The sequence below is a fragment of the Alteromonas sp. ABH4_453 genome, from assembly GCF_056160665.1.
In genome coordinates, this window is record NZ_JBSWXP010000001.1 from 580,302 (window position 1) to 601,554 (window position 21,253).

Annotated in this window: 11 protein-coding genes; 6 read left to right on the top strand and 5 right to left on the bottom strand. The window is 45.6% G+C overall.

What is annotated here, in order from left to right:
* Nucleotides 1-14: 14 nt before the first annotated feature.
* From acnD to ACXAGV_RS02515, 3 genes are all read left to right on the top strand, one after another.
* Nucleotides 15-2,606 (top strand): Fe/S-dependent 2-methylisocitrate dehydratase AcnD, encoded by a 2,592-nt coding sequence (gene acnD, locus ACXAGV_RS02505; RefSeq protein ID WP_474871590.1) that lies wholly within the window; start codon nucleotides 15-17, stop codon nucleotides 2,604-2,606.
* Between the two features lie 278 nt (nucleotides 2,607-2,884).
* Nucleotides 2,885-4,066 carry a 2-methylaconitate cis-trans isomerase PrpF gene (prpF, locus tag ACXAGV_RS02510; protein WP_474871592.1) on the top strand — a complete coding sequence of 394 codons (1,182 nt, stop codon included), beginning with the start codon at nucleotides 2,885-2,887 and terminating at the stop codon, nucleotides 4,064-4,066.
* 129 nt (nucleotides 4,067-4,195) lie between these two features.
* Nucleotides 4,196-5,452, top strand: coding sequence for a response regulator (locus ACXAGV_RS02515; RefSeq protein WP_474871594.1), 1,257 nt, complete (start codon nucleotides 4,196-4,198; stop codon nucleotides 5,450-5,452).
* Nucleotides 5,453-5,462: 10 nt separating this feature from the next.
* Here ACXAGV_RS02515 and ACXAGV_RS02520 read toward each other — a convergent pair whose 3' ends face one another.
* The 5 genes from ACXAGV_RS02520 to ACXAGV_RS02540 form a co-directional block, all read right to left on the bottom strand.
* Nucleotides 5,463-7,040: a sodium:solute symporter family transporter gene (locus ACXAGV_RS02520; RefSeq protein WP_474871596.1), complete on the bottom strand. Its 1,578-nt coding sequence runs from the start codon at nucleotides 7,038-7,040 to the stop codon at nucleotides 5,463-5,465.
* Between the two features lie 116 nt (nucleotides 7,041-7,156).
* A complete protein-coding gene (locus tag ACXAGV_RS02525; RefSeq protein WP_474871597.1) occupies nucleotides 7,157-8,851 on the bottom strand; it encodes a PH domain-containing protein in 1,695 nt (564 codons plus the stop codon).
* Nucleotides 8,851-9,405: a PH domain-containing protein gene (locus ACXAGV_RS02530; protein ID WP_474871899.1), complete on the bottom strand. Its 555-nt coding sequence runs from the start codon at nucleotides 9,403-9,405 to the stop codon at nucleotides 8,851-8,853. The genes ACXAGV_RS02525 and ACXAGV_RS02530 overlap by 1 nt, the downstream gene beginning before the upstream one ends.
* Before the next feature lie 172 nt (nucleotides 9,406-9,577).
* On the bottom strand, nucleotides 9,578-11,932 hold the full coding sequence (gene arcB / locus ACXAGV_RS02535) for an aerobic respiration two-component sensor histidine kinase ArcB (RefSeq protein WP_474871598.1): 2,355 nt from the start codon (nucleotides 11,930-11,932) through the stop codon (nucleotides 9,578-9,580).
* Between the two features lie 99 nt (nucleotides 11,933-12,031).
* The gene (locus ACXAGV_RS02540) at nucleotides 12,032-12,967 is read right to left on the bottom strand and encodes an N-acetylmuramoyl-L-alanine amidase (protein ID WP_474871600.1); all 936 of its coding nucleotides are present in this window, start codon (nucleotides 12,965-12,967) and stop codon (nucleotides 12,032-12,034) included.
* 660 nt (nucleotides 12,968-13,627) lie between these two features.
* Here ACXAGV_RS02540 and gltB point away from each other — a divergent pair.
* The 3 genes from gltB to ACXAGV_RS02555 all read left to right on the top strand — a co-directional run bounded on the left by gltB (nucleotide 13,628) and on the right by ACXAGV_RS02555 (nucleotide 21,169).
* Nucleotides 13,628-18,094 (top strand): glutamate synthase large subunit, encoded by a 4,467-nt coding sequence (gene gltB, locus ACXAGV_RS02545; RefSeq protein WP_474871602.1) that lies wholly within the window; start codon nucleotides 13,628-13,630, stop codon nucleotides 18,092-18,094.
* 13 nt (nucleotides 18,095-18,107) lie between these two features.
* A complete protein-coding gene (locus tag ACXAGV_RS02550; RefSeq protein ID WP_474871604.1) occupies nucleotides 18,108-19,523 on the top strand; it encodes an FAD-dependent oxidoreductase in 1,416 nt (471 codons plus the stop codon).
* Between the two features lie 128 nt (nucleotides 19,524-19,651).
* Complete coding sequence (locus ACXAGV_RS02555; protein ID WP_474871606.1) at nucleotides 19,652-21,169, top strand: M20/M25/M40 family metallo-hydrolase; 1,518 nt, start codon at nucleotides 19,652-19,654, stop codon at nucleotides 21,167-21,169.
* Nucleotides 21,170-21,253 lie beyond the last annotated feature (84 nt).

Here is a 21,253-nt window from a genome sequence, read left to right on the forward strand (position 1 = left end):
AAGGTTGGGGTTTTATGAATATTGATTACCGTAAACCGCTTCCAAACGCGGGTATCGATTTTTTCGATACTCGTGAAGCGGTAGATGCTATTGAACCAGGCGCCTATGCCAAGCTACCTTATACTTCGCGTGTACTGGCTGAAAACTTAGTGCGCAAATGCGCGCCTGAGATGCTCACCGACTCACTAAAGCAGCTGATTTATCGCAAGCGTGACTTAGACTTTCCGTGGTTTCCTGCTCGCGTAGTGTGTCATGACATTTTGGGTCAAACTGCACTTGTCGACTTAGCGGGACTTCGCGATGCTATTGCAGCAAAAGGCGGCGATCCGGCGAAGGTTAATCCCGTTGTTCCTACGCAGCTGATTGTGGATCACTCATTAGCTGTAGAGCACGCAGGCTTTGAAAAAGATGCGTTTGAAAAAAACCGTGCAATTGAAGACAGACGTAACGATGACCGTTTCCACTTTATCAACTGGACGAAAACGGCGTTTAAAAACGTTGATGTTATACCGCCGGGTAACGGCATCATGCACCAAATTAACTTGGAGCGTATGTCGCCGGTTATTCAAGCTCGCGACGGCGTGGCCTTCCCTGACACACTAGTAGGTACCGACAGCCATACCCCGCATGTTGATGCGCTTGGTGTAATTGCCGTTGGCGTTGGCGGTCTTGAAGCCGAAAGCGTTATGCTAGGCCGTGCGTCTTACATGCGTTTGCCTGACATTGTAGGTGTTGAACTTACCGGCAAACCACAGCCAGGCATTACCGCAACCGATATCGTGTTAGCGTTAACTGAATTCTTGCGTAAAGAGCGCGTGGTATCTGCGTATCTTGAATTCTACGGTGAAGGTGCATCGCACCTGACGCTGGGCGACCGCGCTACCATTTCAAACATGACACCAGAATACGGCGCCACTGCAGCTATGTTCTATATTGACCAGCAAACCATCGATTACTTGCGCCTTACAGGGCGTGAAGAAAAACAAATCGCATTGGTAGAGCAATATGCTAAGCATACTGGTTTATGGGCAGATGATTTAGACACTGCCGAATACGAACGCGTGCTAACGTTCGACCTTTCTGCGGTTGGCCGTAATATGGCTGGCCCGTCTAACCCTCACGCACGTTTACCTACTAGCGACTTAGAAAGCAGAGGAATTGCAGCGAAGTGGGAGGAAGAAGAAGGCAAAATGCCTGATGGCGCGGTCATTATCGCGGCAATCACAAGCTGTACTAATACGTCAAACCCGCGCAATGTTATTGCAGCAGGCCTGCTTGCGCGCAATGCTAACCAGCGTGGTTTAACCCGTAAGCCGTGGGTGAAAAGCTCGTTAGCACCGGGCTCTAAAGCCGTTAAGCTGTACCTTGAAGAAGCCAACTTAATGAGCGAGTTGGAAGATTTAGGCTTTGGCGTTGTGGCATTTGCGTGTACTACCTGTAACGGTATGAGCGGCGCGCTAGACCCTAAGATTCAGCAAGAGATCATCGACCGCGACCTTTACTCAACAGCAGTGTTGTCGGGTAACCGTAACTTCGACGGCCGTATTCACCCTTATGCAAAACAAGCATTCTTGGCATCGCCACCGCTGGTTGTAGCTTACGCCATCGCCGGTACGATTCGTTTTGATATTGAAAGGGATGTATTAGGTACCGACAAAGACGGCAACCCGGTAACCCTTAAAGACATTTGGCCAAGCGACGAAGAAATTGATGCTATTGTTGCGAAGTCGGTGAAGCCAGAGCACTTTAGAAAAGTATACGAACCAATGTTCGACCTAAGCGTTGACTATGGCAAAGACATTAACCCGCTTTATGACTGGCGTGAAATGAGCACTTACATTCGCCGCCCGCCCTACTGGGAAGGAGCAATGGATGCAGAACGCACCATGAAAGGGTTGCGTCCGCTGGCTATTTTAGGTGACAACATCACTACCGATCACTTGTCTCCTTCAAACGCTATTTTAGCCAGCAGCGCGGCAGGTGAATACCTTCATAAAATGGGCTTACCGGAAGAAGACTTTAATTCGTACGCCACGCACCGTGGTGACCACTTAACCGCACAGCGCGCTACCCTTGCGAACCCGAAAGTGTTCAACGAGATGGTGCTTGAAAATGGTGAAGTGAAGCAAGGTTCACTAGCGCGCGTAGAGCCAGAGGGCAAAGTGATGCGCATGTGGGAAGCTATTGAAACCTACATGAACCGCAGACAGCCGCTGATCATTGTTGCAGGCGCAGACTACGGTCAGGGATCTTCGCGAGACTGGGCAGCCAAAGGTGTGCGTCTTGCGGGTGTTGAAGTGATTGTAGCTGAAGGTTTCGAGCGTATTCACCGTACTAACCTTATTGGTATGGGCGTATTACCCCTCGAGTTTAAACCGGGCACTACACGTAAAACACTAGAGCTAGATGGCACAGAAACTTACGACGTAAGCGGCGAACCGTCACCAGGTGCAACGCTAACACTGGTAGTGAACCGTCAAAACGGCGAGCAACTAGACGTGCCGGTAACCTGTCGCTTAGATACAGCAGAAGAAGTCTCGATTTACAGCGCAGGCGGCGTATTACAACGCTTCGCCAAAGACTTCTTGGAAGCTGAAGCTAGCTGATTCAGCTGGGAAGAACTGAGCCGGTAGCAGGACACGCCGTGAATACATCCATGTAGGCTCCCAATTCGCATCCATGCGAATTGAGGGTCCCGCACCCAACTCTGTTTTCCCTTAACAAGCTAACTTCTGTTGACAGGGTTTACTATTTTTTGGAAGGAGGTTGGTTACGATTTGAAACCCTCCAGCCGCAAGGATGCGGCTGGGGAGCGCACACGGACGTGTTCACAGCGTGTTTCAAATCGTAACCAACCTCCTCTCCTCCCCAAAAAGGAAAAAGCATGACAAAGTATGCGCCACAACTTCGAGTACCGGCTACCTATATGCGTGGCGGTACCAGTAAAGGTGTGTTTTTTAATTTAACTGATTTGCCAAAGGCTGCGCAGAAGCCGGGGCCGGCACGTGATGCCCTGCTTCTTCGCGTAATTGGCAGCCCAGATCCGTACGGTAAACAAACAGACGGTATGGGCGGTGCGACGTCAAGCACCAGCAAAACTGTTATCTTGAGCAGAAGTGAAAGAGAGAGTTATGACGTCGACTATCTGTTTGGGCAAGTTGCCATAGACAAGCCATTTGTCGACTGGAGCGGTAACTGCGGAAACCTAACCGCAGCGGTAGGCGCATTTGCGATAACCAATGGCCTTGTCGACAAGGATAAAATACCCGAAAACGGCATTGCGATTGTCAATATTTGGCAAGCCAATATCAATAAAGCCATTATTGCCAAGGTGCCCATCACTAATGGCGAAGTACAGGAAACCGGTGATTTTGAGCTAGACGGGGTTACCTTTCCTGCAGCGGAAGTAGAAGTTGCGTTTGTTGACCCAGCAGACGGTGAAGGGGCTATATTCCCCACGGGACGATTAGTCGACATGCTGGAAGTCCCTGGCGTAGGATCTCTTCAGGCGACCATGATAAATGCGGGTATTCCGACTATTTTTATCAATGCCGAAGATCTTGGCTACACAGGCACTGAGCTGCAAGACGACATTAACAGCGATGCAGAAGTCCTCTCTAAATTCGAAGCCATTCGTGCACACGGCGCTGTTCAAATGGGCCTGATTAAAGATGTAGGCGAAGCCGCAAGCAGACAGCACACCCCAAAGGTTGCGTTTGTTGCACCTCCTAGAGGTTATAAAGCGTCAAGCGGCAAAGATATTTTAGGCTCAGACATCGATGTATTGGTTCGCGCATTATCAATGGGTAAACTTCACCATGCAATGATGGGCACGGCAGCGGTAGCTATCGCAGCCGCTGCGGCTATACCAGGCACACTGGTCAATATTGCAGCTGGTGGAAGTGACAGAGACTCTGTTACCTTCGGGCATCCATCAGGGACGTTAAGAGTAGGTGCAAAAGCGACGTTTGAAGATAACAAATGGCAAATTAAGCAAGCTGTGATGAGCCGCAGTGCACGAATTTTGATGGAAGGTGCAGTGCGCGTGCCCGTCGAGCAAAGTTAGTAGCGCCTGTCTAAACAATAAAACATTAGAAAAACCTTATTTAGACATAAGTATGAAACGCCCTCTCATTGAGGGCTTTTTTATATTTTATTGGTTATTATCATAAGTCAAATGCCTTGAGTAAATCACATGTATAAAGTTCTTGTAGTAGAAGACAGCTTAACTGTCCGAAAGATAGTAAACAAACTCATTGAGGATAACCCTCACTTTACCTGTGATCTTTGTGAAGACCTCGCTGAAGCCCGAAGTGCGCTTGAGAGCGATACCGAATACTTGGCAGCTATCGTCGACTTGAATCTTCCCGACGCCCCTAATGGTGAAAGTGTGGAACTTGCACTTTCATATAACGTCCCAACAATCGTACTTACTGGGAATTTTGACGAATTCACTAGGGCTCAGTTATTGGATCAAGGCGTGTTGGACTACATTACAAAAGAATCTCGTTACTCATACCTTCAAGTGTCTAAATTAGTTGATCGCCTACGGAAAAACCTCACTACTAAAGTACTTGTTGTAGAGGATTCAAAAACGAGCCGCAACCATATTTGTTCATTACTCCGTAAATTTCAGTTTCAGGTGCATGAGGCCAACGACGGTCTTGAAGCGCTTGAGGTGCTTGAAAACCATCGCGATATCAAAATGGTGATCGCGGACCATAGAATGCCCAATATGGATGGCTATGAACTTGTTAAAACCATTCGCCACGAAAGACGAATGCAAGATTTAGTCTTTATTGGGCTTTCAGCCACCGGCGACAGCGTGCTCACGTCTAAATTTATTAAAAGTGGCGCTAATGACTTTTTATCTAAGCCGTTTTATCACGAAGAATTTTACTGCCGAGTAATGCAAAACCTTGAATCCCAAGAAATGATTCAAACCATTCGTGACTCCGCCAATTTAGATGCGCTAACAAAGGTTTACAACCGACGCTTTCTACACGAAAAAGCAGAAGAGTTATTTGCCAATAAAACGTCGAGAAAGAATGTCATTGTGTCTATGATCGATGCTGACAACTTCAAGAGTGTAAACGATACCTACGGCCATAAAACGGGTGACATGTTATTGCAAGAGTTCGCGGCGCTGCTTAAAGATTACTTCCCAGACGACCTTATTGTTCGCTACGGTGGCGAAGAGTTTACCGTGGTATCGGTAAGGCCACCTAAAGTGTATCTATCTGCGCTTTCAGCGTTTATGGATGCAGTGCGCTCTACTATTTTTACCAACCACAAATTCAACATTACGTGCAGCATCGGAGTATGTGCTGAAGAGCACAAATGTTTGGAGTCGCAATTAGAAGTGGCCGACGCGCGCTTGTACGAAGCGAAGCACGCAGGTAAAGATCAGATTATTCTACGAGATTCAGTCACTAAAACTGCTCACGCTTGATATGCCGCCTCTACAGAAGCCAAGTTGGTAACATATAGCTAATAAAAACCAGCACGACGAAGTAGCCTACCAACACAGTGGCAATTGACTTATCAATAAGTAAATTGCCTTCATTCGAATCTGCAACCGAACACACGTTGCCCTTATCACTAGGCGACAAGGTAGAGATAATGATAGCTGGCACTACTGTGCCAGTGAATCCCGTTACATTCCACCAAAACCAAAACACGTCCTCGACAAAAAATGCGAACGACAAATTAGTCAGCACACCACACATTAGGCCGATATTGACCTGTGTGGCATTTACCTTCTTCGTAAGTATGCCAAGTAGAAACACAGCCAAGACAGGGCCAAAAAAGACAGAGCCCACTTTGTTCACCGCTTCTATTACGGTAGGCGCTATATCGCCAGCATTGAGTGAAAGCAGCAAAATAATCACACCCCATATCAGCCCCGCTAATTTCGCGTTGCGAAGATAGCGTTCAGATTTGGCTTGTTTTCCCTTCAACTTGAAATAATCTTCCAGTGAAACAGCTGCAAGGGAGTTGATAGCAGAACTCAGTGATGACATAGCTGCAGCAAGAATAGCGACCACAAGCAAGCCGATAAGCCCATGAGGTAAATAGTTAAGAATAAATACCGGCATAAGCCAGTCTGGATTATCTTTAGGAATTTGAGATAGCAAGTTAGCGTCGTTGAACGCTAACGTGCCTATCACCAAGCCCGCTAAACAATATAGAAGTGTTATTGGAAACCTGAAAATGCCGTTGGCTAGCATTATCTTTTTTAGATCGCTTTCTGAACTAGCTGACAGTGCTCGTTGCGCTTCAGATTGATCGCACCCATAGTAAGAGGCATAAAGGATAACGCCTCCTAATACCATAGGTAAAAAGCCGAAGCCGTCTCCGTCAAAACCTAGAGAGGAGAAATTAAGGGTAGAAACTCGTTCGCTAGGAAGTAATTGTAGAAAGGATTCCCAACCGCCCAATGCGTTAAGACCAAACGCAATACAAATTGCAGTGCCCATTACAATAATCACCATTTGAACAGCGTCACCGTATACAACGGCCCTCATGCCGCCCTGCAAGGAATACAAAATGGTAATAACACCAATGAGTAAGATTGCCTGCGTGGATGAAATCTGCATGGTTCCTTGCAATATAATGGATAGCGCGTAAACCATTATGCCGGTAGCAAAGGCTCTGCTAAATTGGAATACAACACTGATACAAATACGGGTAGAGATAGAGAAACGACGTTCAAGGTAGTCGTATATACTCACTACACCACTTCGGTACAGGGTTGGTAATACAAGGGTAGCAAGTAACAACATGGCTAAAGGCACCGCAAGTTCATAAGAGAGCCAAATCAAGCCTCCTCCCTCACGAAAGCCGACAAATGCGGGAGCGGAAATGAAACTGACCGCAGAAAGCTGCGTCGCCATAACTGATAATAACAGCGGTTTCCAACCTAAGCTTCTACCTGCTAGAAAGTAATCTTTCTTCGACTGCTGTCCGCGCAAGCTAAAGCCGATGGCGAGTAACGCAATGAGGTAAAACGCGATGACACTGTAATCTAGAATATCCATATAAACGTAGGGTTGTGTAACTTGATACCTACCTTTACACAAACTCGCGCTATTTGCATAAAAAACAGCGAATAAAAGTAGTGAACAAAAAAATAGCGTTATAGAAGTGCCTTACATTACATCCAAGACTTTCTGGTTGACTCCACCTCAAATAACACACTATCTGCTAGTTTGTTAGCGTAGTCTTCTGGTAGAAACGGCACAGTCACCGCCCCCGAGGCCAGTACAAATTTAATTGTAGCCAGTTTTTTTCGCCTCATAAACACGCTCTGCTTAACAATAACTTGCTGCGCTTTGTAGGGCTCGAAGCACTGATAGTCTACGCCTACTCGTCCCCGTCTTATGTAAACGTACTTGTTATCGTAGGCTATTCCCCACCGCCACCATCTAAGTGTTAGTAAAAGGGCCACTATGATAAAAGTTGAGACTGCTCCAATCATAATGTCTAAATGAGATGTTACTGCGCCAACAACGAAAATGCCGAGAAGTGGAGTAGTCCAAGCTGCTAGCAGCCAAAACCGAATGAAGCGCCGACTTATAGTTTGATAATGCTGTCCACGCAAATCACAGCCAGGCATCACTTCTTGACTGAGTTCAAAGGCTTCGTCTTCAGTTACTGATGGCACAATAAGCTTGTTTGGCGACATGAGTTCTTGCATTTGCTGCACAGCCGTAGAGTTTTGCTCAAAATACAAATTGACTCGCTTTAATATTTTATCCAGCCAGTCTTGCTTCGCCGTAATCATTTGGATGCGTGAAGCACGCATGCTTACTTCCAGCTTATTGAGCAAGCCGCTGCGACGGATATATCTGTCTCCCGATCGTGAAAGCGTATAGCCATAGAACGTGAAAAGAGCGCCGCCTACGCTAAGTAGCGCCACTAACGCCATAAGCATCATGAGAATGACAAATGCATAAAGTCCAAATTGCCACCAAGCAACCGTCTGTTCACCAACCAGCTGATTTAGCTGTAAGCCCTTGTCGGCTAACCACTCTGACACAACGCCAAATACGTCGTCATAAAAAGGCGCGGCAGCTCCCAAAATGATCCACACGCGATTATTGGTAATACCATGAATAATAATGTCTTTTACAGAGCGTCGATTTAACATCTCTTCACTTACATTGGGGTTAGCTGTCGCTCTTTGTCCCATGCTTTGTGTTCGCAAAGACGGACTCATTTCATCGGTCGATTCACCGTCAGAGAAATCAGAACCAGATAGCTCATTGCTCTCACCCACTTCGTAATGCGCTTTTTCATACAACACCTGCTTTTTCAGCGCTTCAGCATAGTCTTCTGGCACCGCCACTATTTTCGCTTCTTCTTTACCGCTTCCTGCGGTATCAAGCACCACTAAAGCATATCCAAACGGGCGATAATAAAAAGGACGCTCTATTTTTACGTTTTGAATGCGCCACAAAGGCAAGTTGGTATAGCGGCGCTGAAACACACCATGGTGAATCTCAACGTGTTGGTTGTGCACGCGAAACTTGTACATTAAAAAGCTTACTACGCCGCTACTACTGGTAGATAAGAAAAGGATCCCGGCACCGATTAGCACTTCAGGGGACAGCAGGTTATCCCAAATATTAAACGATATGGCTAGCGCGGGAATGGTGTAGATAAGCACTTGTGCCGAGGCGGAAAAATTACGAATAGTAAAGTACAAAATAGAAATAAGAGAGAGACGCTGCCACGCGTCACCCGTTTCTACTTTAAGCGTCGGTTCTCTCACAGCAGCATCTGTTTTTTGCTGTTTTGATAGATTGTGTTCAGGAGCTTCGCTTGAGGGCGTTTCTGATACCGTCATTAGCGCGCACCAACGTCTTTATGAGCAAGTATAAACTCACGTAGCTGCTCAGCTCTTTCAATGCTTAACCCAGGTATTTCAAAAGTATGCATTTCTCCACCAGCAGAAAATACCTGAAGTGAAGCAAGGCCCGCCCATCTGTCCAAAGGACCACGATTAACTTCGACGTGCTGAACACGCAAAATAGGTTGGCACGAGTGTTTTCTGAAAATTAACCCTGACTGTTTGCTAATATCTTGCTCTCGAATCGCATAAAATATGCGTACATCAGCAAAGAAGTGATACGACGCCCACATGCTGCCTAAAGCGACGATACCTGTAATAACATATGGATAAGCTTGTAGTAATCCTTCTGGGATTGACCAAAAGCTTTGGAATCTAACCGCGGAGGCAATACCTATTAGCACTAAGGCTATCAATCCAATTGAGAAAATATTGAGTGCTCGGTACTTCTTAGAAATAGGCAGTAACGCGAGTGTTTGAAGTGAGGGGATTTCATCCACGCTGAGTTGATTGTTCGAAAATACGATCTCTTGTTGTGCGCTTGTTCTCATCACATTAATTCCTTTTACCACTAAATAGATGTAAACAGCCCACCACCTCTTTGAGAGCCATTTAGCTGAATAGCAACGCTGTTCTTAACGTCTAGCCTACCGCTGTCTTGATAACAAAAAAGAGGGCAAGCCCTCTTTTTCGCACTACCTATTAAAGGACGCACCGCGTCAACTAGTCGTCAACCTGCTGTTCATTTAACCAATCGTGTAGTGCCTTCATGTCGTGTTGAACAGCCATTTGCAGTTCTTCTACCCAATCATGCACGTTCTCCCACCATGTAGGGTGGTCGCCCTGCTGAATTTGGTTAGCAATTCGCTGTACACGAGCCAAGCCTACAGAGCCTGCGGCGCCTTTTATTTTGTGAGCCTGTGAGCAAACTTCCGATTTTTCGTCGGCACTTAAGCTTAGCTGCAGTATTTCCATGTATTCCGGCATTTTTTCTTGGAACACTTTTACGCTAGCACGCACCATTTCGTCCCCTATGGTATCCACTAACATCTGCAACAAGTCCATATCTAAAATGTTACTTAATGTTTTATTCGGTTCAGGGCGCTCTACTTCACCGTCAATTTCCAGCGGCGCGGGCGGTGCATGGAACAACTCATTAAACACTTCAATAACCCGAGACTTCTTGATTGGCTTTGCAATCACATCGTCCATACCGTTTTCTAAATACTCATCGCGCTTTTTAATGACGTTTGCCGTTAGCGCGACAATAGGCGTTTGCATGACCAAATCTTCCTCAATAATCGTGCTTGCTACATCGAATCCTGTCATATCAGGCAGCTGAATGTCGAGCAAGATAAGGTCGTACTGGTTTTCCCTGACTTTATCTATAGCTTCTTGCCCGGTCATAGCCACATCGACTTTTTGACCAAGCTTTTCAAGCAAGGCCTTAGCTACCATAACGTTTAATTCAATATCTTCTACTAACAAGATATTAAGCCCTGTCACTTGAAGCTGCGCCACTTTCATTGGGCTATTAGAGATTTGAACTGGCAACACTATTTCAAAACGGGTGCCTTTACCCACTTTACTTGAAACGTGAATTTCACCTTTCATCAAGTCGACCATTTGCTTACAAATAGCCAATCCAATACCGGTACCTGTGGCCGATTGGTGGTCAGGGTGATCGACCTGATAATACATAGCAAAAATCTTTTCAATTTCGCTTTCTGGAATACCCACACCGGTGTCTTCGATAATAAAGGTAACGTAAGCTTTATCACCATCAGGTTTCGTTGATGAAACAGATAAGCTTACGTGGCCTTTTTGCGTAAATTTCACTGCATTAAACAATATATTCCACAAAATTTGACGAAGGCGCGTGCCATCTATTTCAACAAGACGGGGAAGTGGCTCGTTGATTGTTGTTTTAAGCTCTAGCTGTTTGTCAGCGGCCAACAGGCGAATAATACTACTGAGTTCCTCGGTAAAATCTTTCAACGATATAGTTTTAAGACTTAACTCAAGTTTGTCTCTATCTAATTTATCTAGGTCAATAATGTCGTTAAAGATATTACCTAGCGTAATGGCACTTGCGTAGATTGTACTAACCCAGCTAAATTGCTCGTCGCTTAACTCGGTATCACGCAGCATGCGACTTAAGCCAACAATACCGTTCAATGGTGTACGAAGCTCATGGCTGATGGTCGCGATAAAGCGCGTTTTATCTGTGCTAGCTTTCGCCGCAGCATTTTCAGCCTGTTTACGCTCAGTCATGTCGCGACCGAATGATAGTAGCCCCAAGCGGTTGCCTTCTTTATCGAAGAAAGGTACGCGCTTCATTTCAAAGTAGCGACGTCGGCCGTCAGCAAAGCGAAGCCACAGTTCTTCCGTAATACTTGCATTGGTTTCTAGTACTTCGTGATCACTCGCTACTATTTGCCGTGCCAACTCTTCTTCATATACATCTTTTGGCGTTAAACCAAGCAGCTCTTGCTCAGTTTTACCCGTCATCAACTCGGCAATGCGGTTGCAGCCCGCAAATCGACCTTCTTCATTGCGATAGTAGATTAAGTCTGGCGAGGCATCGATAATGGAGCGTAAGAGTGTGGACAGACGTCGCGCTTGGGCCTCTTGTTCGGATTTATCCTGAATTTCTTTTTCTAAATCTTTAAATAGCGCTTCACGCTCTTCTTGAGCCTGCTTACGCTGTTCTATTTCATGATTTAGCTGGCGAATATTGCTCTGTAATTCTCGGTTAAGAAAAACGTCTTCTTCACGTAAACTTTCTAGCTGACTAACGACTTCTTTAAGATTAGTACGCGAATTCTCTAGCTGCTTAATCAGTTCACTGAAAAAGTAGAGAACCCATGGCGCAGACAGCATGGTAAGAATGACGGCACTTATGAAATCATCGGGTTGAACTTGACTTCCCATACTTACGCGTATCACGTAAGAACCGCCTAGCGTGAACACAAGCGAAAGAACAACAAATAAGATGCTGAGCTTTAGAGTGCCAAAACGCTGAACAAATTGAGCAAAGCGGATTGCCCAAGAATCGTTTGGTGAATCTGAATGCATGTACGTCTAATCTAAACTTATTTTGTCTGTATCCTATCAGGCTTTCCCCTTTTCGGGAATGCGGTTTGTCAAAGCAGAAACCTACCTTCCTGCTCGACTTCAAGATTTGAAAGGTGACTTTTCAGTAATTTCATTTAGGTAGCGAGTATTCACCCACCCTACTTTTGTGTAAGACACTTTCGCCCATTCTCCCTGCTTTTCTAGTATTTTTAATACCTCGCCCTTGTGCAATCCATTTTCGATCGTTGGGTATGAAAGATCGGGACCTCTTCTCACATTCAGTGAATTAGCACTTACATTAGCCACCCGCTTTACTGCACTGCCAAGATCACGCTGTAATTGATCGTGGGCTTCTCGTTGTGAATTCGACTCATTTTTTTCATTGGCCCATTTTTCGCTATTACCTTGTAAAACAATAGCCTTAAATTTTTGAATGGGAAAAGCGGGCCCGGGATCAACCTTTCGTGACGGCGCGATTTCATCGTGCCCAACAATAGTAGAAATGTTGTAATGCCTGCACAATGTTTTGCAAAGAGAAAGCGTATTTGCAAGTTGTACGTCGGTATACTTGTGCCAGTAACCGATGGTCTGCTGATTATTGTGTTGCGCTGTTAATACTTCATACTCACTATAGCTCTCACCAAACCAGCTTTCATACGCGCCGTTTCCTCTTGCTTTTAGCTGGCCAGCATTGTCTAGTTCAATACCAATAGAATATTGATTTAACCCACTGCGACCTTCGTAGTGACTGTCTCCAGCATGCCACGCTATTTTATTGGTCGGCAATATTTGAACAATGTTGCCATTTCGACCCACAACAAAATGAGCCGACACATTATTATCTGGATTAGTTAGCACATTCACAGAAGAAGCAAGACTACTCCCTGCTGTGAAATGTATAACGATGGTGTCGGGGCGGCCGTCTTGAAAATACCCAGAAGTGTTGGGGGACGACTTAAAACTTACGTTTTCACCCGTCAATAAATGGTTGTTTATATCAAAGGCATAATTGGATATTGCGTGTAGTGCTTTCATTCAATAGCCCTCATTGGCTTGATAGCATATGCTTTCAGTGAATTTTTATTCTCTTGCTGTCACCTATGCACTCCGTGAAAATTACACGAATGCCGTAGCAAGTGTTAAAGCTATCAACTCTAACCTTACACGCGAATAATTTTTAACCAATATAGCAAAGTACTAATGTAAGTGGAACCATACCTTTACAAGTTAATAAAAATACAAACAAAACACCCGTTGACAACATAAAACCACGCGCTAAACGCATAATTATTCACAATAAAAAGTTAAATGAGAACCAATATCATTTAGTGAACGTTAAGTATCTCGTTTTATTAGTTGATAACATTTTTGTTACAATTCTGACATAAGTTACTTATGTGCTTGATAAAAAAGAATTTAATTATATTTATACTAATTCACTATAAAGCTTATACTTTTAGCGTTTGATTTTATTTTTCAATGTGGGTATTTTGTACGGCCCGCATCGCAATAATGCATAAAAATGCGGAAACGACTGGAATCCTCTAATAATAAATAACGACAAGAAAGGCGCACGCCGCTAGCAATAACGCTCGCAGGCCTAAAAGACGTCTAATAATGTTGTGATACGCAAACCTAGGCGCATCTACACGCAACGCATACCTTGCCCAGTCAAAAGGTTGAAGGAGTTAAGAGATGAGTTTATATAATCCCAATGATTCCCGGGACAACTGTGGGTTTGGCTTAATAGCGCACACTCACGGGGAAGCCAGTCATGAATTGGTAACGACTGCTATTCACGGTTTAGACCGTATGCAGCATCGTGGCGGTATTGCCGCTGACGGGAAAACCGGTGACGGCTGTGGTTTATTACTACAGAAACCGGATGCGTTCTTCCATGCAATCGCCGAAGAAAATGGCTGGAAACTCAGCAAAAAATACGGCGTGGGCATGATTTTCTTAAGTCAGGACCCGGTACTTGCGCAAGCCGCGCGTGAAGTACTTAATGAAGAACTAGAAAAAGAAACACTTTCAGTAGTGGGTTGGCGCGAAGTGCCTGTCGACCACTCAGTGCTGGGTGAATTAGCGCTAACGGGTGTTCCGCAAATTGAACAGGTATTTGTGAACGCGCCAGCAGGTTGGAGAAAACGCGACCTTGAACGTCGTTTGTACATGATCCGCCGCCGCGCTGAAAAACGCCTTGAAAAAGATCCCGATTTTTACGTAGCTTGTTTGTCAGGCTTGGTAACTATCTACAAAGGCTTGGTAATGCCAAAAGATTTACCCGCCTTTTATCACGATCTTGCCGATGAGCGTATGCAAAGTGCAATTTGCGTTTTCCACCAGCGCTTCTCAACAAATACACTACCACGCTGGCCGCTTGCTCAGCCTTTCCGTTTCCTCGCGCACAACGGTGAAATTAACACCATTAAAGGAAACCGCGACTGGGCCATGGCACGTGCAGCTAAATTTGCAACGCCACTTATTCCAGATCTTAAAGATGCAGCACCTTTTGTTAATACTGAAGGATCAGACTCATCATCGCTGGATAACATGCTGGAGCTATTCTTAGCCGGCGGTATGGATTTATTCCGTGCTATGCGGTTGCTTGTTCCACCAGCCTATCAAAATAACAAAACCATGGACGATGATCTTCGTGCATTTTACGAGTTCAACTCTATGCACATGGAACCATGGGACGGCCCAGCGGGTATCGTTTTAACTAACGGTCGCCACGTAGCCTGTAACCTTGATAGAAATGGTCTACGTCCTGCACGTTACGTCATCACTAAGAACGGTTTCATTACCCTAGCCTCAGAAGTAGGTATCTGGGATTACGAGCAAGCTGACGTAATTGAAAAAGGCCGCGTAGGCCCAGGTGAAATGCTTGCTGTAGACACATACACAGGCAAAATTTGGCGCTCTACTGAAATTGATGACGACTTAAAAGCGCGTCATCCATATAAAGAGTGGCTAGAAAAACACATTCGCCGATTAACGCCAATTGAAAAGCTTGACGCGTCATTAATTGGTAAACGCGTGTTTGACGACGATGCCATGGCGGTGTACCACAAGCTACACGCCTACAGCTATGAAGAAATTCAACAAGTTGTAAAAGTACTCGCGAAAGACGGTCAAGAAGCCGTTGGTTCAATGGGTGATGACACGCCAATGGCGGTTATGTCATCTCGTCAGCGTACGGTTTACGACTATTTCCGTCAGCAATTCGCACAGGTTACTAACCCGCCTATCGACCCGCTACGTGAAAACCACGTTATGTCGTTGGCAACCTGTATTGGCCGCGAGCAAAACGTATTTAGCGAAACCTCAGGTTACGCTGACCGCGTATTGTTCGACTCACCTATATTAATGTATACCGATCTTAAGCAACTGCGTGAATTTAACCCTGACAACTACTATTCAGAGGTTGTAGAGCTTCAATACGCACCGCAAGAAGGCTTGAAGAAAGCCATTGAACGCGTGTGTAACGAAGTAGAAATGCTGGTTAAGAACAAGCGTGCAGCATTCGTTATTCTGTCTGACAGAAACATTAAGCAAAACCGTTTGGTTATCCCAGCAGCAATGGCGGTAGGTGCGGTACAGCGCCGTCTCGTTGAAAAGTCATTGCGCTGTGACGCGAACGTTGTTGTTGAGACAGCAAGTGCCCGCGACCCGCATCACTTTGCCGTGTTGATTGGTTTAGGTGCTACTGCGGTTTATCCGTTCCTAGCATACGAAACCATTGAGCAGCTTTGCGAAAAAGGTGAGCTGGATATTTCTCCTATGCAGGCCACGTTGAACTACCGTAAGGGTATCAACAAAGGCTTGTATAAGATTATGTCTAAGATGGGTATTAGCACCGTTGCTAGCTACCGTAGCTCTAAGTTGTTTGAAGCGGTGGGCGTTAACAACGAAGTGATGAAGTTATGCTTTAATGGTGTGACCTCACGCATACAAGGTGCGGGCTTCGATGATTTCCATCAAGATCTTATCAACCTAAACCGCATTGCATGGCTTAAGCGTAAGTCTGTCGATCACGGCGGCTTGCTTAAATACGTGCACGGTGGCGAATATCACGCCTATAACCCAGACGTAGTCAGTACGCTTCAAAAGGCTGTGGTGTCTGGTGACTACGACGACTATCAGCAATATGCGAAACTTGTTAACGAGCGTGCGCCTGCGCACATTCGCGACTTGCTAGCGTTAAACCCTGATTGCGACCCTATTGATATTAGTGAAGTAGAAGCACCGGAAAACTTATTCCCACGCTTTGATACTGCGGCAATGTCAATTGGTGCACTAAGCCCTGAAGCGCATGAAGCGCTAGCGATTGCCATGAACCGCCTGGGCGGTCAGTCTAACTCTGGGGAAGGTGGCGAACACCCTTCTCGCTTTGGAACTGAAAAGAACTCTAAAATTAAGCAGGTGGCTTCAGGTCGCTTTGGTGTAACGCCTCACTATTTGGTTAACGCAAACGTTATTCAAATTAAAGTGGCGCAGGGTGCAAAACCGGGTGAAGGTGGTCAGCTTCCAGGCGATAAGGTAAATAAATACATCGCACAGCTACGTTTCTCTGTGCCGGGTGTAACCCTTATTTCACCACCTCCACACCACGATATTTATTCAATTGAAGATTTGGCACAGCTAATTTTCGATTTGAAACAGGTTAATCCAACGGCACTTATATCCGTTAAGCTAGTATCTGAGCCGGGTGTTGGCACCATTGCAACGGGTGTAGCGAAAGCCTATGCCGACCTTATCACCGTTTCAGGTTACGACGGCGGTACAGGTGCAAGCCCGCTAACATCAGTTAAGTATGCGGGTAGTCCGTTCGAGCTTGGTTTATCTGAAACTCAGCAAGCGCTTATTGAAAACGGCTTACGTCACAAAGTACGCGTTCAAACCGACGGTGGCTTGAAAACAGGCTTAGACGTAGTAAAAGCCGGTATTTTAGGCGCTGAGAGCTTTGGTTTTGGTACAGGTCCAATGGTGGCTTTAGGCTGTAAATATCTACGTATTTGCCACTTGAACAACTGTGCGACCGGTGTTGCAACGCAGGATCAAAAACTGCGTGACGACCACTTCATTGGCTTACCTGACATGGTGATGAACTACTTCAAGTTTATTGCTCAGGAAGTACGTGAAATTATGGCCTCTATGGGTGTTGCTAAGTTCGACGACCTTGTTGGTCGCACAGAGCTACTTAAAGTTTTAGATGGCATTACCGCTAAGCAAAACCGTTTAGATTTGTCTCCGTTGCTAGCGCAGCCTAAAGCAGGCGACCATACGCGTTTATTCTGCTCACAAACGACCAACGCACCTATCGATAAAGGTGAATTGAACGCGCAGATGCTTAAAGACGGCCAGCAAGCGGTTGTTGACGGTAAATCTATTACCCTTAAATACCCAATCCGCAATACAGATCGTTCTGTCGGCGCGTTGCTATCAGGTGAAATAGCAAAACACCACGGTAACCACGACTTTGAAGATACACCTATCAAAGTTGAGCTTACCGGTACAGCGGGTCAGAGCTTCGGTGTGTGGAACGCTGGCGGCCTGCATATGCACCTTGAAGGTGATGCCAACGATTACGTAGGTAAAGGAATGACCGGCGGTAAGCTTGTTATTCACCCACCTCGCAATATCTCTTATGACGCCCACGACAGCGCCATTATGGGTAACACCTGCCTTTACGGTGCAACAGGCGGTAAGCTGTTTGCAGCTGGTCGTGCTGGCGAGCGCTTTGGCGTACGTAACTCTGGTGCTATCGCAGTAGTTGAAGGCATTGGTGATAACGGCTGTGAATATATGACAGGCGGTATCGTGGCTGTACTTGGTCCGGTTGGCGTTAACTTCGGTGCCGGTATGACAGGTGGTTTTGCGTACCTTATGGATGATGGCGACGACCTTGATAACCGTGTAAATGCCGAACTGGTCGATGTAATGCCAATTGAAGATAAAGCAATTCTTGCTGAGCACTTACGCGGCTTAATTAATCAGCATTACGAAGAAACAGGAAGCGAGCACTCGTTGTCGTTGCTTACTGATTTCGCCGCAACGCTGAAACGCTTCAAGCTTATTAAGCCAAAAACCAGTGATGTGAAAAACTTGCTTGGTCACATCAGTCGTTCAAGTGCTGAATTACGCATTCAGGCTCAGTAGGAGGATTTAGTTTATGGCAAAGAACGTATATCAATTTGTCGATGTTGAACGTATCGATCCGCCGAAAAAGCCGATCATGGTACGTAAACAAGAGTTCGCGGAAATTTATCAACCGCTGAGCCAAACTCAAACCGAAGGCCAAGCAGATCGCTGCTTGGACTGCGGTAACCCATACTGTGAATGGAAGTGTCCTGTACACAACTATATTCCACAATGGTTAAGCTTGGCGAACGAAGGCCGTATTTTAGAAGCTGCGGAGCTCTCTCATAAAACCAACAGTTTGCCGGAAGTATGCGGCCGCGTATGTCCACAGGACAGACTGTGCGAAGGTGCGTGTACACTGAATGACGATTTTGGTGCAGTTACTATCGGTAGTATTGAAAAGTACATTACCGATACGGCATTCAAAATGGGCTGGCGCCCAGATATGTCTGACGTAGTATGGACCGACAAGAAAGTAGCAATTGTAGGTGCCGGTCCTGCGGGTCTAGCATGTGCTGACATTTTAGTTCGTAACGGCGTTAAACCTGTTGTCTACGATAAATACGAAGAAATTGGTGGCCTACTTACATTTGGTATCCCGTCTTTTAAATTAGAGAAAGACGTAATCAAGCTACGCCGCCAAATCTTTACCGAGATGGGTGTTGAGTTCGTACTTAACACCGAAATTGGTAAAGACATCCAGTTCCAGGATCTAATCGACAAGTACGATGCTGTATTCCTAGGCATGGGGACGTACAAGTCGATGCAAGGTGGTTTCGATAACGAACACGTTGAAGGCGTATATGATGCACTTCCTTTCCTTATAGCCAACACCAACCGCGTAATGGGCCTTGAAAAAGATCCTGCTGATTTTGTTGATATGAAAGGCAAGCGTGTGGTTGTGCTAGGTGGTGGTGATACCACCATGGACTGTGTACGCACCTCAATTCGTCAAGACGCTGCGCAAGTAACCTGTGCATATCGTCGTGACGAAGAAAGTATGCCTGGTTCACGCCGCGAAGTTGTTAATGCGAAAGAAGAAGGCGTTGAGTTTAAATTCAACCTACAGCCTCTTGATATAGCCGTTGATGAAAACGGAAAAGCCTGTGGCGTTAAGTTCGTGAAAACTGAAATGGGGCCGCCAGATGTAAATGGTCGACGCCGCCCTGTTGAAGTAGAAGGTTCTGAACACGTACTTGAAGCAGATGCTGTTATCATCGCATTTGGTTTCCAACCAAGTCCTGCGCCATGGTTTGCCGATTTCGGCATTATGCTTGATGAGAAAGGTCGCGTACGCGCGCCTTCTGCGGGTAAGTTTGCTTTCCAAACTTCACACCCACAAGTTTTTGCTGGTGGTGATATGGTGCGTGGTAGTGACTTGGTTGTTACCGCTATCGACGAGGGCCGTAAAGCCGCAGAAGGAATTATGGATTACATCGGCGTTTAATCTTCGCTAATTGAGGCCTATTGTCCATTCACGAAAAGCTCGATAGTTCTGCTATCGAGCTTTTTTTATTTAAAAATAAAGAGATACGATTTACATTAGATAAAATAGTTGAATAAAGAGATGACATCATGAGATTGCGGATAGGGCTACTTTACGGGTTATTTTTAGTTTCCGTTTCATATTGCGCCAAGGCAGAGGAAAGTAACGCACTTACCACTCACTCGGTTAAAGCTGTGTTCGCAGACTACTTGGAATATCTCACGCTACCCAACGTTGCAACGCAATCAGCAACTGATATAGAAAAGGTTGCGCGTTGGACGGCAACGAAATACAGCGAGTATGGTTTTAATACTCAGCTGCTGGAAAACAACGGCATGCCGATGCTGTATGCTGACTACATGCTAGCTGAGAAAGATGCCCCTACCCTGCTTTTTTATGCGCATATGGATGGACAACCGGTTAACGCTGAGTTGTGGGAACAAGACAGTCCTTGGCAGCCTGTTTTAAAAATCGAAGAAAATGACAGCTGGGTTGAAAAACCACTCTCTTTACTCGATAAAGACTATGACCCTAATTGGCGTATTTTTGCACGCTCGGCATCTGACGACAAAGCCCCAATTATGATGTTACTAGCAGCCATAAACTCACTTTCGACGAATAAGGTGACGCCATCAGTTAATATTAAAGTGCTCCTTGATTCAAACGAGGAAGGAGGCTCTCCTACCCTCGCAAAAGTGATAGAAAAAAACAAAGCGCAGCTTTCTGCAGATGCCGTAGTAATGTTAGACGGTCCCATGCATCCATCCAACGCTTCTACCGTGGTTTTCGGTCATCGCGGTGCAACACTGGTCAAGCTCACTCTTTTCGGACCAAATTCTGATAGCCATAGTGGACACTTTGGCAACTACATTCAAAACCCCGCTTTTATGCTCTCAACACTCTTAGCAGGGATGAAAAATGAAAATGGCAAGGTGACTATTCCTAATTATTACGGAGACGCTCCTTTGTCAGAAGAAACAAAACAGGTGCTTCGAGACATTCCTATTGATGAAACTGCACTATTGGCACGCCTTGGGGTAGCAAAGTCAGAGTCTGTAGGTGGCAACTACTATGAATCCATTAGCCTTCCGTCTCTAAATATCAATGGATTGAGCGCTGCAAGCACAACAGCAGTAAGGACAATCATTCCCGCTAGCGCTACAGCGTCGATCGATATTAGAACTACAAAAGAGGCTCACTCGTCCAGACAAGTTAAGCTGTTAAAAGACTATATAACAGCTAAGGGATATCACATTGTGGACGAATTGCCATCAAAAGAAACCCGTCTAAAGCATGAAAAACTCATCCTTATAGAAGTTAGCCACGGCACTGCAGCACTACAAACGTCCCTCGATGAGCCAGTTGGTCTATGGGCGCAAAAGGCACTAGAGTCTGTAAGCGATGAGAAAGTTGTAGTTATTCCAATGATGGGGGGTACTGTTCCAACCGCACCGCTCGTAAACAGTATAGAAAAGCCGGTAATTCTTATTCCATTAGTCAATGCTGATAACAATCAACACGCCCCTAATGAAAACTTACGTATAGGGAACTTTTACAGTGGAACAAATGCGCTATATCAATTACTGACCACGCCTTATGACCAGTAATAGAGTTGTAATGATGAAGTGATGCTTTAAACCAAAACCTATACGGAAAACCTCACTAATATACGTTAATAGACCAAGGTTTAG